Source organism: Alcanivorax nanhaiticus, from assembly GCF_000756665.1.
In the GTDB taxonomy this organism is placed as follows: Bacteria; Pseudomonadota; Gammaproteobacteria; order Pseudomonadales; family Alcanivoracaceae; genus Alcanivorax; species Alcanivorax nanhaiticus.
In genome coordinates, this window is record NZ_ARXV01000001.1 from 166,699 (window position 1) to 184,284 (window position 17,586).

At 57.1% G+C, this 17,586-nt stretch carries 16 protein-coding genes; 10 read left to right on the top strand and 6 right to left on the bottom strand.

Annotation, left to right across the window (positions count from 1 at the left end; all coding sequences use genetic code 11):
* Window positions 1-77 precede the first annotated feature (77 nt).
* Window positions 78-2,120 (top strand): methionine--tRNA ligase, encoded by a 2,043-nt coding sequence (gene metG / locus Y5S_RS00740; protein ID WP_035229410.1) that lies wholly within the window; start codon window positions 78-80, stop codon window positions 2,118-2,120.
* Window positions 2,121-2,345: 225 nt separating this feature from the next.
* On the opposite strand, the gene Y5S_RS00745 is transcribed toward metG, so the two are convergent.
* Both Y5S_RS00745 and Y5S_RS00750 read right to left on the bottom strand, forming a co-directional pair.
* On the bottom strand, window positions 2,346-3,221 hold the full coding sequence (locus Y5S_RS00745; RefSeq protein WP_035229412.1) for a polysaccharide lyase family 7 protein: 876 nt from the start codon (window positions 3,219-3,221) through the stop codon (window positions 2,346-2,348).
* Between the two features lie 468 nt (window positions 3,222-3,689).
* Window positions 3,690-4,388 carry a Crp/Fnr family transcriptional regulator gene (locus Y5S_RS00750; RefSeq protein ID WP_035229415.1) on the bottom strand — a complete coding sequence of 233 codons (699 nt, stop codon included), beginning with the start codon at window positions 4,386-4,388 and terminating at the stop codon, window positions 3,690-3,692.
* An 87-nt stretch (window positions 4,389-4,475) separates the two neighbouring features.
* Here Y5S_RS00750 and Y5S_RS00755 point away from each other — a divergent pair, with 87 nt between their 5' ends.
* The 3 genes from Y5S_RS00755 (at window position 4,476) to Y5S_RS00765 (ending at window position 7,675) form a co-directional block, all read left to right on the top strand.
* Window positions 4,476-5,261, top strand: a complete 786-nt coding sequence (locus tag Y5S_RS00755; protein WP_081939599.1) for a class II aldolase/adducin family protein — start codon at window positions 4,476-4,478, stop codon at window positions 5,259-5,261.
* Between the two features lie 31 nt (window positions 5,262-5,292).
* Window positions 5,293-5,889 carry an HD domain-containing protein gene (locus tag Y5S_RS00760; protein WP_035229417.1) on the top strand — a complete coding sequence of 199 codons (597 nt, stop codon included), beginning with the start codon at window positions 5,293-5,295 and terminating at the stop codon, window positions 5,887-5,889.
* 424 nt (window positions 5,890-6,313) lie between these two features.
* Window positions 6,314-7,675: an oxygenase MpaB family protein gene (locus Y5S_RS00765; protein WP_035229420.1), complete on the top strand. Its 1,362-nt coding sequence runs from the start codon at window positions 6,314-6,316 to the stop codon at window positions 7,673-7,675.
* A 108-nt stretch (window positions 7,676-7,783) separates the two neighbouring features.
* Here Y5S_RS00765 and Y5S_RS00770 read toward each other — a convergent pair whose 3' ends face one another.
* From Y5S_RS00770 to Y5S_RS00785, 4 genes are all read right to left on the bottom strand, one after another.
* Window positions 7,784-8,155: a hypothetical protein gene (locus Y5S_RS00770; protein WP_035229423.1), complete on the bottom strand. Its 372-nt coding sequence runs from the start codon at window positions 8,153-8,155 to the stop codon at window positions 7,784-7,786.
* A 116-nt stretch (window positions 8,156-8,271) separates the two neighbouring features.
* On the bottom strand, window positions 8,272-8,814 hold the full coding sequence (locus tag Y5S_RS00775) for a DinB family protein (protein ID WP_035229425.1): 543 nt from the start codon (window positions 8,812-8,814) through the stop codon (window positions 8,272-8,274).
* Entirely contained in the window at window positions 8,811-9,503 is a 693-nt protein-coding gene (locus Y5S_RS00780; protein WP_331280419.1) for an esterase/lipase family protein, read from the bottom strand. The genes Y5S_RS00775 and Y5S_RS00780 overlap by 4 nt, the downstream gene beginning before the upstream one ends.
* An 11-nt stretch (window positions 9,504-9,514) precedes the next feature.
* Entirely contained in the window at window positions 9,515-10,639 is a 1,125-nt protein-coding gene (locus Y5S_RS00785; RefSeq protein WP_035229427.1) for an aminotransferase class V-fold PLP-dependent enzyme, read from the bottom strand.
* A 331-nt stretch (window positions 10,640-10,970) separates the two neighbouring features.
* Here Y5S_RS00785 and rsxA point away from each other — a divergent pair, with 331 nt between their 5' ends.
* The 6 genes from rsxA to Y5S_RS00815 all read left to right on the top strand — a co-directional run bounded on the left by rsxA (window position 10,971) and on the right by Y5S_RS00815 (window position 17,570).
* Window positions 10,971-11,555: an electron transport complex subunit RsxA gene (gene rsxA, locus Y5S_RS00790; protein ID WP_035229429.1), complete on the top strand. Its 585-nt coding sequence runs from the start codon at window positions 10,971-10,973 to the stop codon at window positions 11,553-11,555.
* Window positions 11,552-12,136: an electron transport complex subunit RsxB gene (gene rsxB, locus Y5S_RS00795; protein ID WP_035229431.1), complete on the top strand. Its 585-nt coding sequence runs from the start codon at window positions 11,552-11,554 to the stop codon at window positions 12,134-12,136. Before rsxA ends, rsxB begins: the two co-directional genes overlap by 4 nt.
* A complete protein-coding gene (gene rsxC / locus Y5S_RS00800; protein ID WP_035229432.1) occupies window positions 12,133-15,027 on the top strand; it encodes an electron transport complex subunit RsxC in 2,895 nt (964 codons plus the stop codon). The genes rsxB and rsxC overlap by 4 nt, the downstream gene beginning before the upstream one ends.
* A gap of 161 nt (window positions 15,028-15,188) precedes the next feature.
* On the top strand, window positions 15,189-16,220 hold the full coding sequence (rsxD, locus tag Y5S_RS00805; RefSeq protein WP_035229434.1) for an electron transport complex subunit RsxD: 1,032 nt from the start codon (window positions 15,189-15,191) through the stop codon (window positions 16,218-16,220).
* Window positions 16,217-16,864 (top strand): electron transport complex subunit RsxG, encoded by a 648-nt coding sequence (gene rsxG, locus Y5S_RS00810; RefSeq protein ID WP_035229435.1) that lies wholly within the window; start codon window positions 16,217-16,219, stop codon window positions 16,862-16,864. Before rsxD ends, rsxG begins: the two co-directional genes overlap by 4 nt.
* Window positions 16,857-17,570 (top strand): electron transport complex subunit E, encoded by a 714-nt coding sequence (locus Y5S_RS00815; RefSeq protein WP_035229438.1) that lies wholly within the window; start codon window positions 16,857-16,859, stop codon window positions 17,568-17,570. The genes rsxG and Y5S_RS00815 overlap by 8 nt, the downstream gene beginning before the upstream one ends.
* Window positions 17,571-17,586: the final 16 nt, after the last annotated feature.

Here is a 17,586-nt window from a genome sequence, read left to right on the forward strand (position 1 = left end):
TGCCCAGACAGGATGAAAAAGACGCGCTGTCCCCGTATCATAGGCGGCCCTTTTACCGGATAAACGACCCTGTTCTCATGAGTGACACACCACGCAAGATCCTGGTGACCAGCGCCCTGCCCTACGCCAACGGCCCAATCCACCTGGGACATCTTCTCGAATACATCCAGACGGATATCTGGGTACGTTTCCAGAAGCTCCGTGGCCAGCAGTGCACCTATGTCTGTGCAGACGATGCCCACGGCACCGCTATCATGCTCAAGGCCGAAGAGAATGGAGTCACCCCGGAGCAGCAAATCGCTCAGGTCAAAGCTGACCATGAGCAGGACTTTGCCGACTTCCAGATCCAGTTCGACAATTATTACAGCACCCACAGCCCGGAGAACCGGGCCCTTTCCGAAATGGTCTTCCTGCGAAACAAAGACGCAGGTTACATTGTCGAGAAGGCCATTACCCAGTTGTATGATCCCCAAAAGGGTATGTTCCTGGCAGACCGCTTCGTCAAGGGCACCTGTCCCAAATGCAAAGCCCAGGATCAGTACGGCGATAACTGCGAAGTCTGTGGTGCTACCTACTCACCAGCAGAGTTGATCGAGCCCTATTCTGCCGTGAGTGGCGCCACTCCGGTAGAGAAAGAAACGACACAGCTATTTTTTGATCTGCCAAAATTTGAACACATGTTGCGCGACTGGACCCGCTCCGGCGCCCTGCAGGAACAGGTAGCCAACAAACTGCAGGAATGGATCGAAGACCTGCAACCCTGGGATATCTCCCGCGAAGCCCCCTACTTCGGCTTCGAAATCCCCGGCTACCCGGGCAAGTACTTCTACGTGTGGCTGGATGCGCCCATCGGCTATATGGCCAGCTTCCAGAACTACTGCGAGCGTGAAGGCCTCAACTTCGATGACTACTGGGGCAAGGACTCCAACGCCGAGCTGTACCACTTTATCGGCAAGGACATCATCAACTTCCACGGTCTGTTCTGGCCTGCCATGCTGGAAGGTGCCGGCTTGCGCAAGCCGACCGCCATCTACAGCCACGGCTTTGTCACCGTTAACGGTGCCAAGATGTCCAAGTCCCGCGGCACCTTCATCAAGGCACGCACCTATCTGGATCATCTCGGCCCCGAATACCTGCGCTATTACTTTGCCGCCAAGCTGTCCAGCCGGGTGGATGATTTCGACCTGAACCTGGAAGACTTTGCCCAACGAGTGAACTCCGATCTGGTAGGTAAACTGGTGAACATTGCCAGCCGAACCGGTAATTTCGTGAAGAAATTTGGTGGTTCGCTCAGCACTGAACTGGATAACCCGATGCTGGTCCGCGAAGTACAGGAAGCCGGCCCACGCATTGCAGAGTTCTACGAACAGCGCGAATTCGGCAAGGCCATGCGCGAGATCATGGCGCTGGCAGACCACGCCAACGGCTACATTGCCGACAAGGCACCCTGGGCCCTGGCCAAGGAAGAAGGCAAGGAACAGGAAGTGCTGGCCATTTGCAGCACTGCTATCAATGTATTCCGCCTGTTGGTGATCTACCTCAAGCCAGTTCTGCCCGCGTTGGCAGAGCGAGCCGAAGCCTTCCTGCAAGTAGCACCTCTTGCCTGGGCTGATGCCAATACGCTGCTGCTTGGCCATGAAATTGCCAAGTTCAAGCCTCTGCTTGGCCGCATCGACATGAAGCAGATTGAAGCCATGCTGGAAGACTCCAAATCCAAGGATGCCCCTGCTGAAAGCGGCAAGGCTGAAAAAACTGCCGCGCCGAAAACCCAATCGGATACCACCGGGGAAGAGACCATCAGCATTGATGATTTCCTCAAGGTAAAGCTTCGCGTGGCACGGGTAGCAAAGGCGGCCCATGTGGACGGCGCCGACAAGTTGCTCCAGCTCACTCTGGATGTGGGCGAGCTGGGTGAGCGCAATGTCTTTGCCGGCATCAAGGCCAAATACAGCCCTGAAGATCTGGAAGGGAAACTGGTCGTGCTGGTGGCCAACCTGGCCCCCCGCAAGATGAAGTTCGGCATCTCAGAAGGCATGGTACTGGCTGCCGGCCCAGGTGGAGAGGACATCCATATCCTCTCGCCAGACAGTGGCGCAAAACCCGGCATGGAAGTCCGCTAGCTCCGCAGACAGGGCCCGCCGCCAATGGCGGGCTCTCGTCCGTTAAACCCTCCGTCTCCTTTTCCCCTTATTGTCACTCACAAGCCAGGGACGTCCATTCCCATCCATGCCCGTTCGTATAGGTAAAAGCCCAACGTCTGGCCGTGCTGCACCGCCGCAATTTCGCGATGAATCTGAAAGGCGCATGTCACCCAGCGCCTTTTCAAAGCCATGCTCTCTGCCCGGCTAACCCTCGATGCTATATTCCAGGTTGGCCATCCCAACGCGGGCCTGCCCCTCGGCGGCCTCGCTTCCCGACAGGTAGAGTCCTGCCTTGAAATAGCATTTGTAGCCCCCCCAGTCAGACACATTCTCAACATGCAGCAAGGTGTCATTAATAGTGATAAACACCTGATGGTTATAAGCACGCAACTCGGCGACCATGTCACCTGACGGCCGCGGCATCAGTGGGACTTTCTTGTAGCCCGTTTTCTCGTGATAGATAACCGCCACCAGATAATCCTTGTAGACCTTGCCATCAATGGATTGCGACTTGGCCCAGGTCAAACGTAGCGGCGGCTTCACCGAATAGGACTCCTTGCGATGCAATTGCATCCAGGTGTATTCATTGAGCGGGGATGCCTCAAGACGAAGGGTGCCCTTCATCATGTTCTCGTTCGCCACATTCCATTCCGGATACTGCCGAAGTTCAGAGCGTTTCTTGGCTTTCCCCTCTCGGGTCAGGTCATAAACCAGATAATTATCCTGAAAATAAAAATAGTCTTTCTCTGGAAACGTCAGCAGTTCATCTGTGTAAATCGTCTTCTTCCCGATCACACCATCGGTGACTTCATACTGGTGAACACTGGTGGAAAAAGGGGGGACAAACGATTCTTTAAGGCCGACTTTGCCGGATGTGGAATCCTCACCGCTCTGCGTCTCTTCGCTAATAATGGTTTCCTGATCGCCACTCTCCGAAGAACCCGAACCCGTCTCTTTACCAACCTCATAACTCCCCGTTCCACCCTCCGGCTCAGATACTGCGGTCGGGGTCTCCGCCCCCCCACAGCCAATAACATTTAGGGTGAAAATAAATACAAGCGTTTTATATAAAGAACACATTTTTTATTCCTGAATTTTCTCCTTATGCCAATTGAGACATCACCTCCATGATGAGTGCCCATGACCTGTTAAGAATTTATTCTTAGTCTTAACTGTTGGAGGAAATCCTAACGGCGGGAAAAAGTCCGTTCTACGGGCTTTTCGTTAAAATGTGACGCGAACCGTCTAATGAATTTAACTTAAGTTATGTCAACAAATTTTCTGGATGCTTTTGCTATATCAGCAATCATTAATGGCAGACTTAGTTAATTAAAAATAGCCAAAAGTATTAATTGATAGCGTATAAAAATGTTTTTAGGTATTAAATTTATTAGCTGGAGGTATTAGGGAAAAAGAATTCAGAAAACCGAGAGAAGGAGTAACCAGCTAGCAGCTAACTTGAATAGTTGTCCCTGAGGCTAGTCTATTCCTGAAAAGCGGCATCCAAAGGGACCAGCAGTGCTCTTCCTGAAAACACCGCGAGCATTCTTAATCGGGAGACGATGCCAGAAAGTCGGTCAGCCTCTGTTCGTCTTTTACCGTGATAAAGCCGTAACCCAGTTCAATCAGCCCTTCCGACTCAAACCGCTTAAGCGTCTTGTGCACCCCCTGCCGCGTCATCCCCATCATGCTGGCAATGTGTTCACGGGTCAGCGCCACTCTCACCGGACCGTCAGCACCACGCTGACCTCCGCGCTGCATGTCACAGAGGAACAGGAGACGCCGCCCGATACGGGTTAACGTTCCCCGTAACGCATCTTCTTCAATCAGCGTCATGGCCGACCATAATCGTCGGCTGATGCAATCGAGTACCACCGGATAACTTTCCGGATAACGGGCCATCAAGGCACGGAAGAAATCGCCGGGCAGTTCCACTATCTCGGCGGCGGTATGAGCGGTAGCACCATAAACACGCTCAGCACCCGGGGCAAAGACCGCATCCCCCACCCAGGCTCCCTGATCCAGCACGATCAGCAATGCCTCCTGCCCCTGCGCATTGACTGAATGAATCCGTACCATCCCGGAGGCAATCACGCACAACCAGACCTGGGGCTCCCCCTTTTCGTAAACCGGCCCATTCTTGTCAAAGCGCCGCACCCGGGCATGGGGGGCTGCCTCCACAATGGCAACATCAGGAAAGCCCTGAAACAGCGGGCAAGCTCTTAAAACTTCGACCACATTCAGCATTCACCAATTGTAAACCTGTTGACAGTCTTTCCAAACCCCACGGGCCTACACTCAGGACATACCAATAATGAAACCGGAGAGCGAACCATGAATAGCAAGGTGCAACTGGACCCAGCCAGCATCCCCTCTCGAAAAGACCAGGTAAGTGCAGAAGAGTGGCAACTGCGGGTGGATCTTGCCGCGGCCTATCGACTGATCGCCCTGTTTGGCTGGGACGATCTGATCTTTACCCACCTGTCTGCACGCCTGCCGGGAGAAGAACATCACTTCCTGATCAACCCCTTCGGAATGATGTTCGACGAGATCACCGCCTCCAGCCTGGTGCGTGTGGATCAGGACGGAAACAAGCTTGATCCCAATGACTTCGATATCAACCCCGCCGGCTTCACCATTCACAGTGCGATTCATGCGGTTCGCGATGACGCCACCTGTGTCATGCATACCCACACCACTGCCGGCGTGGCAGTATCTGCCCAGCAGGAGGGCCTGCTACCCCTGTCCCAGCAGAGCCTGTTCCCGCTATCCAATCTGTCCTATCACGACTATGAAGGGGTTGCCCTGCGTGAGGACGAGAAAGCCCGCCTGCAAGCGGACCTGGGTTCCACCAACTTTATGATCCTCCGTAACCATGGCCTGCTCACGGTAGGCAGCAGCGTGGCAGATACCTTCCTGAACATGTTCATTCTGCAACGGGCCTGTGAAATCCAGCTGCAGGCGCTGTCTGGCAATCGCCCCCTGACCCCCATCCCGGACGGCATTGTGCAGACCATCAAACAACAGGCCGATCAGGTAACCAAGGGCATGGGCGGCAAATTGGCCTGGCCTGGCCTGCTACGCAAACTGGACCGTGAGAATCCCGGCTACGCCGACTAACAACAACACATCATCAACCGGGAGAGCCGACATGAATGACATGAGCCAACCCCGTGCTGATTTCAGGCACATGAAAGACGGCACCGCCGAAGACTGGAAAATCATTGCCGACAGTTTCGGGAATTTCCGCACCGGCCTGGCGGATCGCATCATGGACCACCTGCGCCTGCTACAAGGTGACTTTGGTGGTTTCCAGATTGATCGCTACCAACACTGCCTGCAAACCGCCACCCTCGCCCACCGCGACGGCAAGGATGACGAATATGTGGTCTGCGCCCTGCTACACGACATTGGCGACACACTGGGCACCTATAACCATGCCGATGTTGCCGCCGTGCTGCTGGAACCGTTCGTGAGTGAAGCCAACCACTGGATGGTCAAGCACCACGGCATCTTTCAGGGTTATTACTTCTTCCACTATCTGGGGATGGACCGCAACCTGCGCGACAACTTCAAAGAGCACCCGCACTTCAAACAGACGGTGGAATTCGTCAGCAAGTACGATGCTCCCGCGTTTGATCCTGAGGGGGAAACTCTGCCCCTGGAATACTTCGAGCCAATGCTGCGCAAGGTCTTTGCCGAGCCACGCAAATCGCTCTACAAAGCGGCTATGGATGCTCAGGAGTAGAAGGAAGTAGCGAGTTTCGAGTTTCGAGTTTCGAGTTTCGAAAAGCAAATGCGGCCTGGGCTCCACAGTCCAGGCTTTCTTAGGTTTATCACGGATTAGCGGGAATGTGTGGTGTGAGGTGAAGAAGCGCAGGACGCAGAACCCTGCGTAAAGGTCGCCAAAGGCCAGAGGGCAGGAGTCAACTGTGGGAGCGACGGTTCCGTCGCGATGCATTAGCATCGGCCTTTCGTGGTCGCACCCGGGGGGCCTTCCCTAATCCAATCGGTGTAGCTCGTAGCTCAACATTCCCGTCCCTGCTGTTTCCTTTTCGTAGTCATTCCGCGCCAAAAACCCATGAGTTCCAAACACGTCAGTTTCCGCCATTGCCCGCCCCCGAGGTAAACGCTATGTATTACCTAAATACCCGCGTCATGACGAGGCTGAAATGTCCAAATCGCTGGATACACTCTGGGAAAAAGTGCGAGCCCAGAAAACCCGAATCCCTTCCCTCTACGGCGACATCGATTTTGATGCCACCCCGGAGCGCTTTACCGATGATCTGAACGTTCGCAGCACGCTTCCCAGCAAGTTTGCAGGCAAATACCGCCCGGCAATTCTTGAAGACAAGGAGAAAGTGGAGCGCGCCCGCGCCTATACCCTGCTTGGCGATACGGTAGCGGATGCTTATGCCGCCCTGATGCCGCAGTATGGATTTCGCCGGTTGATCACCATGCTGAAACAGGCCTGCGACGAAGGTCTGGATGCCGTGGAAGATGCCCCACAGGAACTGCTGGATTTTATTCATGCCATGGAACACACACCGGACTGGGTCGACATGGATCTGGTACGAGAAGGTGCCCGCCTGAGCCGTAACCAAATGGCCAATCTGGCGCCATGGGTAATTCGTGGCGCCTTCGTGGCCACCTTCATGAACAAATACTCCGGCTTGCCCATGGCGATCACCGGTACCCTGGCCAACGATTCTGTCAACCAGCGCATCAATGAGACCTCCAGTTTCTTTACCACTGCCACCCTGCCAGGCGCATTGGAGCGCTTTGGCCCCGGCTTCAAGGCCGCTGCCATGGTACGACTGATGCATTCCATGGTGCGCTTCAACATCCTCAAGCGCTCTACCCCGGACAAAGGCGGGCTCTGGGACCCAGCCGTCTATGGCATTCCCATTCCCCAGGTGGATCAAATGCCCGCAGGCACCATGCCGGCCTACCTGACCGCCTTCAAAGCCATGCGCAAGGGCCGCACCGAGTTCACACCAAATGAAAGAGCCATTGTCGAACTCTCCCGTTACCAGTGCTTTCTGTTAGGCCTGCCCGAGGAACTGCTGCCGGCCAATGCGCAAGATATTATCGACACCATGCTGACCTACTCCGGCACGCTGCGGGAAGGGTATGACCATCAGACCTGCGGTGAACTGACGCGAGCAACCATGTCTGTGTATCGCCCCAAAGACAAACGCCTGCTCAGCAAACTCCATAACATGGTGGAACGCAGCTATTCCAAGGTCTTTTTTACTGAAGCTTTTCTCGGTCGAAAGGATAAAACCAAAGCCAGGGAAATGGGCGTTGAACCACATTTGCTCGACTACGCCTTATTCACTGTGGGCAACCTGTTCGTCCTTCCCCGCCTTACTGCCTTTCGGGTGCTCCAGGACATCCCGGTCGCCAACAAAATTGCCGACCGGATACTGGTGAAACGCATCAAGGAGTTACTGGTGGAGTACGGTCACGCCGAATACACCACCGACGCCAACCAGTACTCGGACACTGGTCAGAAAAGCGCTGCCGCCTGAGCGTGAGACTTCACAGACAAGCGCGGGCAGATCCCTGCCCGCGCATAAGCACTTCAGGCATAGAAGACGACATGTAGACGAAGGATTTAACAGTCAGATTTGGATTTACTACAAACCCAGATAGGCGGCGATCAGGAAAGCATCCCCTTGCCCTTCCTGCTTTCCAAAATAACTCACCGGATCACGCTGACCATCCTCAATCGAGCCCGCCTCGCAGTCAAAACCATATTTCCTGGCGAGTTCATCGAACAAGGCCACCAACGGTTTCAATTCCGCCTTTTTCTTGACCGGCTGACTAATGCCTAGCTGCCACTCCTCACACTCATCGCTATCGCATTCATCGATCAATGCCAGACCGCTATCCCCGCTGTCTTCTACATACGCCCGTAGCGCCGCCTGTAATTCCGGCAGATTACGCTTGAGCTTCTTTTCCTGTTTTTCATCAAGGCCGTCACAGGCCACAAGGAGATATACGAGCATGATGGGTTCCGGGTTCAACTGAGGGGCTATTTTATCACAGTGGAGAGTCCGGGTTTCAGTGGTATGAAGGCGCCCTTCTTTTCATCGCACAACGCCCCTCCGTTGAAGGTCCGTCTTTACGCCTGGTCCTGATCGGGTATCAGGGCGAGCAAATCAGTGACACCCAGATCCACTCCCGCTTGCGAAAGCAGCGTAGAAACCTGCCCCCGGTGGTGCGTCTGATGATTGAAGAAATGCAGCACCAGGCTTGAGAAGCGCCTCTGCCCTGGAACTCGTTTGACATTGTGGTAGTTCAACACATGACTCATATCAGCGTCATCGAGCCGATCCACCCAGTCAGTAATTGTCCGATCCAGCCACACCCTCTGAGCAGTCAGTGCTTCCAGATCAGCAAACAGGCATTGATCCAGACCGATCGGATCAGGCAGCTTTGTCACCTCAGAAAGCACTTCGCCACAGGAGGGGTGCGTAGCAAATCGCTTCAGCCAGATAATGTCTGCCACCAGGATGTGATTCAGGGTGCCAAGAATCGAGCCAAAATAAGCGCCCCGATCTTGAGCCAATGCCGCCGCATCAAGCTGCCCGGCAGCTTCATAGACTTTCGTATTCATCCACTGGTTGTAGTTTGCCAGCAATACGAAATGCTCTTGCATACTCATTCTGAGTCCAGCCTGGTCTTGTGAAAGCTTCCACTGCCCAGAAACATCTTCACCTGCTCGATCACGCGATCATTTCGCATCATGAACGGGTGAGTCACTGGCAGTACCAGATGATCCTGCATGCCCTGGATTTTGGTGCGCTCCACGGTGACTTTGCCATCATTGGGGCCGGGCAACAGGGTAGAGAGGAGAAAATTGATGGTGCGGCTGCCAGCAATCACCCCCAAGGGGAAATCGACCGGGCCGAGCTGAACAGGCAAGCTATCGCGCTTTGTGCCCATCTGGCTGCCCGCGGGTCCGTTGACCCAGCGAAACGGAGCCCAGCTGCCAAGACGATCCACAACTTCACTGCCCTGATTCGGCGGGCCGAGCATCACTGTGCGACCCAGACGCGGGATGGCGTTCTGGCCAAGATAATAACGCAGCAGGAGGCCACCCATGGAATGGGTGACGAAGTGAATACTGCCCTCGCCCTGACAACGGGCCAGTGCCTTTGGCAGGGTGCAAGCAGCAAGGGCAGGAATGTCGTGGCGAGTAGACGGATAGCCCTGATTAATCACCACATAACCGTGATCAACCAGCGCTTTTTCCATCTTTTTCATGGCCCGCGCCGTTCGCGCCAAACCATGCAGCAACACCACACAGTCTGCTGTTTTTTCGCCGTTAGCTGTCAACTGCCAACTATCCACTGTCAACTGCTTTACAGCTGCTCCAACGCATTCTTCAGACGAGCCACAGCGGCATCCACGTCGCCCAGCTTGTCCAGCCCGAACAGCCCAACCCGGAAGGTCTTGAAGTCTGCCGGCTCATCGCACATCAGCGGCACACCACCCGCGGTCTGCATGCCCAGCTTGATGAAGGCGGCACCACTCTTGATAGCATCATCCGTGGTGTAAGAGACCACCACACCCGGCGCCTCGAATCCCGCTGCTGCCACACTGGCGAACCCTTTTTCCGCCAGAAGCTCACGTACCGCCACGCCCAGCTTCCATTGACGTTCTTTCACTGCAGTGAGCCCTTCCTGAAGGGTTTCCAGCATGGTGTCCCGGAAACCGCGCAGGGCATCAGTGGGCATGGTGGCATGATAGGCATGACCGCCCTTTTCGTAGGCAATCATGATGTCACGCCATTTGCGCAGATCTGCCGCAAAGCTGGTGGACGTGGTTTCCTGCAGGCGTGCATCGGCAGCCTCACTCATCATCACCAACGCGCTACAGGGAGAAGAACTCCAGCCCTTTTGCGGGGCACTGATCAGCACATCCACCCCAATGGCCTTCATGTCCACCCAGATGGTGCCGGAGGCGATACAGTCGAGCACGAACAACCCACCTACGCTGTGCACTGCATCCGCCACCTGTCTGAGGTAATCATCCGGCAGGATAATGCCAGAAGCCGTTTCCACATGCGGCGCGAACACCATGCCGGGCTTTTCGGCCTTGATGGCCGCAACAACCTCCTCAATGGGAGCCGGTGCAAAGGGGGCATTGGGGGTGTCATCCACCGGGCTGGCCTTGAGGACCGTTTCCGAGGCGGGAATGCTCCCCATCTCGAAGATCTGGCTCCAGCGGTAGCTGAAAAAGCCATTCCGGATCACCAGGCAATGCTGGCCAGTGGCAAATTGACGTGCCACCGCCTCCATCCCGAAGCTGCCACCGCCGGGAACCACCGTGACAGTATCCGCGTTGTAGACTTTCTTGAGATTGTCGGAGATATCCCGCATGACCTGCTGAAACTGCTGAGACATGTGATTCAGGGACCGGTCCGTGAAGACCACGGAATATTCCAACAGTCCGTCACGGTCAAAATCGCGGGGCAAATCTGTCACGGTGAAGCTCTCCTGGCTGTTGCACCGCTCGGTGGGGGCGGCGCTTTTTGGTGGTGGCCTCTCTGGATACTGGATTGCACTGGTGAGCGCAAGTTTCACAGGCTCAGACGGTGGTAAAATGCACAGTTGGCCTGTGTCTGGGGTCAATGTGGTCCGAAAACCAAAACGTTAAGCTTATGCATTATCATTCTTGAGCCTTTGCAGGGCCTCCCGCATACTATGCGGCCCTGAAAATCCGGGGATCTCGGGGTAAACCCTTGCTCGCATGCGCGCTGAGCACGGGATTGTCGGAGCGTCCTCATCACCGCGTTTATCCCGCGAGCAAGGTGAAATGACCGAATACGTCCTGATACTGATCAGCGCTGTGCTGGTTAACAACTTTGTTCTGGTGCAATTCCTCGGATTGTGTCCGTTTATGGGGGTCTCCAACAAGATCGAGACCGCCATGGGCATGTCTCTGGCCACCACCTTTGTGCTCACCCTGTCTTCCGTACTGGCCTACCTGACCTGGGCCTACATTCTGGTGCCCTTCGAGCTGGAATATCTGCGTACCATCAGCTTCATTCTGGTGATTGCCGTTGCCGTGCAGTTCACCGAAATGTTCGTCAAGAAAGCCAGCCCCCTGCTCTACCGGGTGCTGGGCGTATTCCTGCCGTTGATCACGTCCAACTGTGCCGTTCTGGGTGTAGCACTCCTCAATGTACGCCAGGAAGATGCCACCTTTATGTCATCGCTCACTTATGGCTTTGGCGCCGCACTGGGTTTTTCCCTGGTGCTGGTACTGTTTGCCGCCATGCGTGAACGCATTGCGGTAGCAGATGTACCTGAAGCCTTCCGAGGCCCCAGTATCGGCCTGATTACCGCCGGGCTGATGTCGCTGGCGTTCATGGGCTTTTCCGGGTTGATCAAGTTATGAGTGCAGTATTGATCGCTGTCGCTGCCTTGCTGGCCCTGGCTGCCGTGTTCGGAGCCATCCTCGGGTTCGCCTCGGAAAAATTCAAAGTCGAAGGCGACCCCATTGTCGAGCAGATCGACAGCCTGCTGCCCCAGACCCAGTGCGGCCAATGTGGCCACCCCGGTTGCCGCCCCTACGCGGAAGCCATTGCTGAAGGCGAAGAACATAACCGCTGCCCGCCCGGTGGGCAGGACACCGTGGACGCGCTCACCGATCTGCTCGGCCGTGACGAGCTGACACTGGATGATGACGGCGCGGAAGATGCTGCGGTGGCCAAGGTGGCCTACATTCGGGAAGACGAGTGCATTGGCTGCACCAAGTGCATTCAGGCCTGCCCGGTAGACGCCATCGTCGGTGCCGCCAAACTGATGCACACCGTGATCGTTGATGAGTGCACCGGCTGCGACCTGTGTGTGGAGCCCTGCCCGGTGGATTGCATCGACATTGTGCCAGTCAAACCCACCCTGCAAACCTGGGGCTGGGATCGCCCGGCGGGCATTGGCCAGCGCCCGGACAGCCGTATCGAGGTGGTTAACCTGTGATTCGCACCTTTTTCCGCTCTCGCACCCCCAAGGTGTTTGATTTTCACGGCGGCATTCACCCGCCGGAAATGAAACACCTGTCCAACGGCACCGAGATTGCACCCGGCCCCCTGCCTGCCCAACTGATACTGCCGCTGAACATGCATATCGGTGCGCCGGCCAAGCCGCTGGTAGAACCCGGCGACCGGGTGCTCAAGGGGCAGATGATTGCCGAACCCGCAGGCGCGGTGAGCGCGGCGATTCACGCGCCAACCTCCGGCACCGTCAGCGCCATTGGCCCCCGCCCCATCCAGCACCCCTCGGGTATGGATGCTATCTGTATCGTGATTGATACCGACGGCAGGGATGAGTGGATTGCCCATAGTGGCATCAGCGACTACACCGAACGCAGCCCCGGCGAGCTGGTAGACACTATTCGCTACGCGGGTATTGCCGGCATGGGCGGCGCGGGCTTCCCCACCAGCATCAAGGTCAACCTGGGCGATCATCAGCGGGTCGAAGAGCTGGTCATCAACGCGGTGGAATGTGAGCCCTATATCACCGCCGATGATCGTCTGATGCGCGAACGCGCAGATGAAATCATTACCGGCATTCACATCCTGCAGTACCTGCTGAACCCGCGCCGCACCCTGATCGGTATCGAGGACAACAAACCCGAAGCCATCAAGGCCATCAAGCGCGCCTGCAAGGGCTGCGATATCGAAATTCGGGTAGTGCCCACCAAATACCCTTCCGGTGGTGAAAAACAGCTGATCCAGCTGGTCACCGGCAAGGAAGTGAAGAGTGGCCAGTTGCCAGCGCATGTGGGCGTGGTATGCCAGAACGTGGGCACCGCCTATGCCATCAAGCGTGCGGTCATCAACGGCGAACCCCTGATCCAGCGGGTGACAACCCTGACCGGTGACGGTGTCAGCCAGCCCGGCAACTATGAAGTGCTGATCGGCACCCCGGTCAGCGACCTGCTGCACCATGGTGGCGTAGACGCTGGCAAAATCGGTCGGCTGGTCATGGGCGGGCCGATGATGGGCTTTACCCTGCACAGCCCGACGGTTCCGATGGTGAAGACCACCAACTGCATCATCGCCGCCAGCCCGGAAGAGCTGCCGGAACCACCGCCAGAGCAGCCCTGTATTCGCTGCGGCTCCTGTGCCGAAGTGTGCCCGGCCAACCTGCTACCCCAGCAGCTCTACTGGCACGCCAAGAATGACGACTTGGAAAAGGCCCAGCATCACAACCTGATGGACTGCATTGAATGCGGTGCCTGTGCCTATGTGTGCCCCAGCCATATTCCGCTGGTGCAGTACTATCGCTATGCCAAGGGCGCGGTGCGTCAGCAGGCTGCCGATCAGCTCAAAGCCGACAAGGCACGCCAGCGCTTTGAGGCTCGCCAGGCCCGTATCGATGCGGAAAAGGCCGAGAAAGAAGCTCGCCGTCAGGCGCGGCTGGAAGCCAACCGCAAGAAAAAGGAAGCCTCAGCGGCACCCACGGTAGATACCGCCGCCCTCAAGCAGGCTTCGCTGGAAGCCTCCAAAGCCTACAAGGCTGCCGTCAAGGCCGCCAAGGCGGCAGATGCCGAAGGAGCTGCGAACGCAGCCGAGCTAAAAGCCGAAGCGGATCGTCTCAAAGAGATTGCCGACAAAGCCAAGGCCGCCGTTCGCGATGCGGGTAGCGCCGCCCCGGCTGCGGTACCCGCTGAAGATGTGGTCGCCAAATTGAAGAAACAGGTGGGCGATGCTTCCAGCGCTTACAAAGCCGCGGTAAAAGCCGCCAAGGAAGCCGAAGCCAATGGCGACGACAGCGCTGCTGCACTGCGGGCTCAGGCCGATGAACTGAAAGCCTCCGCCGACAAGCTCAAGGCGGAACTGCGTGACGCCAAAGCCGGAGCACCCGCAGCCGCGCCAACCGCTGCACAGGCAGACCCGGTCTCAGACTTGAAAAAGCAGGTCGGCGAGGCCTCCTCCGCCTATAAGGCGGCAGTGAAAACGGCCAAGGAAGCCGAAGAAAACGGGGCCGACAATGCCGCCGAACTGCGCAGCAAAGCGGACGAATTGAAAGCCGCTGCGGATCAATTGAAAGCCGAACTGCGCGATGCCAAGGCCAATGCCCCTGCGGCAGTGCCCGTGCAGGCTCCCACCGCGCCCCCTGCCGATCCGCTCACCGAGCTGAAGAAGAAAGTGGGCGAGGTTTCTGCTGCCTACAAGGCCGCCGTGAAAGCGGCCAAGGAAGCCGAAGAAAATGGCGCTGGTAATGCGGCAGAACTGCGTGCCGAGGCTGACACACTGAAGGCCGATGCGGATCACTGGAAAGCCGAACTGCGCGACGCCAAGGCGGCAGCACCTGCAGTGGCGAAAGCACCGCCCGTGCCCACAGATCAGCCCAAAATGCCTGAAGCCTCGGCCCCACAAGCACTGACACAGCCACTGACAGCAGTAGATCCGGAAGCCGCTGCCAAACGTCAGAAGCGCCTCAAAGGCTTGAAGACGGCATACAACATGGCGCACAAGCAGTACAAGGAAGCCCACGCGGCGCTGGAGCGTGCCGAGCGCAAAGAGGAAGTCAGCGCGGATGAGCTGATTGAGATGCAGCGCAAGGTCGACAAGCTCAAGAACAAGGCTGACGTGGCCCGTGATGCCCTCGATGCCCTGATCGAAGAAGCCAAGGCCGACATTCGAGCCCATACCGGCAAGGACCTGAAAACCCTCAAGCTGGAAGCCGCCCGTGCGGAAAGCGCCCTGGCCGATAAAAAGCTGGAGCTGGACAAGTTGGCCAGCAGCAGTGGCGAAGACGCCCTGGAAGCCTTGAACTCGGAACTCAAAGCGCTGGAAGCTGAAGCACAGATCGCCCGCAAGGCGCTCAAACAAGCGCTGGAAGAACAAGGGCTGGTGGAATGAAACGCTTGCAGGGCACTACACAACACACAACGCAACACACAACACGCGACTACTTCGTAGGGCGGAAATTCCCGCAGGGAATCTCCGCCATCATGACGCCAATGGCGGAGATGGGCTCGCGCTCATTTCCACCCTACCTGAACGGCAAGGGCTAAGCTGACATGAGCCTGATTACCTCCACCTCGCCCCATGCATCGGTGAAGAACAATACCGGCGCATTTATGCGTCAGGTGATTTACGCCACCCTGCCCGGCCTGGCGGTGCTGACCTGGCAATTCGGCTGGGGCACAGTCATCAATGTGCTCTGGGCTGTAGTGGTCGCGCTGATCTGCGAAGGGCTGTTTCTCAAGGCCCGCGGCCGCAACGTGGCCTTCTACCTGAAAGATTACAGTGCGGTACTCACCGCCGTTCTGCTCGGCCTGGCATTGCCACCCACCGCGCCCTGGTGGCTCACTCTGGTTGGCGTGGGCTTCGCCATTATTGTTGCCAAACAGCTCTACGGCGGGCTGGGCATGAACCCGTTCAACCCCGCCATGGTGGGCTATGTGCTACTGCTGATTTCCTTCCCGGTGGCCATGACCCAATGGATTGCCCCCGGCGAAGCGCCAGGCTTTGTGCAAAGCCTGCAGCTGTTTGCCGGCCAACTGCCGGTGGATGGCCTCAGTGGTGCCACCCCGCTGGATACCTTCCGTACCTGGGCAGGTAACGAAACGGAACTGGCCAGCCATGGCATCCTGCATGGCGATCTGGCCGGACAAGGCTGGGAATGGGTCAACCTGGCATTTTTGCTCGGCGGGCTGTACCTGATCAGCCGCAAGATCATCACCTGGCATATCCCTGCCGGCTTCCTGGCTGGTCTCGCAGCCCCAGCCCTGATCGCCTGGCTGATTGACCCGGTACGCTTTGCCGACCCGCTGTTCCATCTGCTCTCGGGTGGTGCCATGCTGGGCGCCTTCTTTATCGCCACCGACCCGGTGAGCGCGGCCACCAGCCGCATGGGGCGCCTGGTCTACGCCCTGCTGATTGGTGTACTGATCTGGGTCATCCGCAGCTTCGGCGGCTACCCGGATGCGGTAGCCTTCTCCGTGCTGCTGCTGAACTTGTCAGCACCGTTTATTGATTACTACACCCAGCCCCGCACCTACGGCCACAGCAAACCCAATCGTGGCACTGCCGGAGGTGGCAAATCATGATGCGTTATGCGATTACCAAAAATGCGGTAATTCTCAGCCTGTTTGCCATCGGCACCGCTGCGGCGCTGGCCGTCACCAATGAGCTGACCATCAACAAGGTAGACTGCAATCGCCAACAGGCGCTAATGCGCTCCCTGAACGAGGTCATGCCCCACGACCTGCATGACAACGATCTGCTGGCAGACCGTATCACCGTGACTGATCCACTGCTGGGCCGCAACGAGCACCACATCTATCGTGCCCGCCTGGCAGATCAGGCCAGCGGTGCAGTGCTGGAAGCCACCGCCCCGGATGGCTACGGCGGCAACATTGCCCTGATCGTTGGTGTCAATGCGCAAGGCACCGTCAGCGGTGTACGCGTGGTGCCCCCCCACAATGAAACTCCAGGCCTGGGCGACAGCATCGAAACCAAAAAGTCGGACTGGATTTACCGTTTCGACGGTCGTTCCCTGGACAATCCGGTCGAGGCAGGCTGGGCCGTGAAGAAAGACGGCGGCGAGTTTGACAGCTTCACCGGAGCCACCATTACCCCAAGAGCCGTAGTCGGTGCCGTACACCGCGCCCTGCAGTATTTTGACGCCAACCGTGACAACCTGTTTGCGGCAGATGCCGAAACCGTTGCGGCGGAGGTCTGTGATGAGTGATGTGAACTACAAGAAAATCAGCATGGATGGCCTGTGGAACAACAACCCTGCCACCGTACAGATTCTGGGCCTGTGTCCGTTGTTGGCCGTGACGGGTTCCGTGGTCAACGCTCTCGGTCTTGGTCTGGCCACTCTGGTGGTGTTGGTAGGTTCCAACGTGTGCGTGTCGCTGATCCGCAATTACGTCACCGATGCGGTGCGCCTGCCCGCTTTCGTCATGATCATTGCGGCCATGACCACCGTGATCGAGATGCTGATGCAGGCCTTCACCTTCGAGCTGTATGAAATCCTTGGTATCTTCATCCCGCTGATCGTGACCAACTGCACCGTGCTGGGACGCGCGGATGCCTTTGCCAGCAAGAACCCGATCCTGCCCTCTGCGGTGGACGGATTTATGATGGGACTGGGCTTCCTGGTCATCCTGCTGATCCTCGGCGGCATGCGTGAGCTGGTAGGCCAAGGCACCCTGTTCACCAATATGCAGCTGCTGTTCGGCCCCATGGCGGCCAACTGGCAGCTCAACGTCATCGACAACTATGGCGGCTTCCTGCTCGCCATCCTGCCCCCCGGCGCCTTCCTCGGATTGGGCCTGATCATTGCCGGCAAGAACGTGATCGACAAGCGCCTTAAAGAAATCCAGAAAGCCAAAGCGGCAGACGAACCGAAAGTCAGCAGGCGGGTGCGCACCACTGGCAAGGTGAGTTAAGAATCAGTGACGAGTT

What these genes read in the sequence shown, in the direction of transcription:
- Y5S_RS00775 (WP_035229425.1), bottom strand. Translation starts at nt 8,814, where the DNA reads ATGAGTATGCAAGAGCATTTCGTATTGCTGGCAAACTACAACCAGTGG.
- Y5S_RS00755 (WP_081939599.1), top strand. Translation starts at nt 4,476, where the DNA reads ATGAATAGCAAGGTGCAACTGGACCCAGCCAGCATCCCCTCTCGAAAA.
- Y5S_RS00750 (WP_035229415.1), bottom strand. Translation starts at nt 4,388, where the DNA reads ATGCTGAATGTGGTCGAAGTTTTAAGAGCTTGCCCGCTGTTTCAGGGC.
- rsxD (WP_035229434.1), top strand. Translation starts at nt 15,189, where the DNA reads ATGAGCCTGATTACCTCCACCTCGCCCCATGCATCGGTGAAGAACAAT.
- Y5S_RS00745 (WP_035229412.1), bottom strand. Translation starts at nt 3,221, where the DNA reads ATGTGTTCTTTATATAAAACGCTTGTATTTATTTTCACCCTAAATGTT.
- rsxG (WP_035229435.1), top strand. Translation starts at nt 16,217, where the DNA reads ATGATGCGTTATGCGATTACCAAAAATGCGGTAATTCTCAGCCTGTTT.
- Y5S_RS00770 (WP_035229423.1), bottom strand. Translation starts at nt 8,155, where the DNA reads ATGCTCGTATATCTCCTTGTGGCCTGTGACGGCCTTGATGAAAAACAG.
- Y5S_RS00760 (WP_035229417.1), top strand. Translation starts at nt 5,293, where the DNA reads ATGAATGACATGAGCCAACCCCGTGCTGATTTCAGGCACATGAAAGAC.
- rsxB (WP_035229431.1), top strand. Translation starts at nt 11,552, where the DNA reads ATGAGTGCAGTATTGATCGCTGTCGCTGCCTTGCTGGCCCTGGCTGCC.
- Y5S_RS00815 (WP_035229438.1), top strand. Translation starts at nt 16,857, where the DNA reads ATGAGTGATGTGAACTACAAGAAAATCAGCATGGATGGCCTGTGGAAC.
- rsxA (WP_035229429.1), top strand. Translation starts at nt 10,971, where the DNA reads ATGACCGAATACGTCCTGATACTGATCAGCGCTGTGCTGGTTAACAAC.
- Y5S_RS00765 (WP_035229420.1), top strand. Translation starts at nt 6,314, where the DNA reads ATGTCCAAATCGCTGGATACACTCTGGGAAAAAGTGCGAGCCCAGAAA.
- metG (WP_035229410.1), top strand. Translation starts at nt 78, where the DNA reads ATGAGTGACACACCACGCAAGATCCTGGTGACCAGCGCCCTGCCCTAC.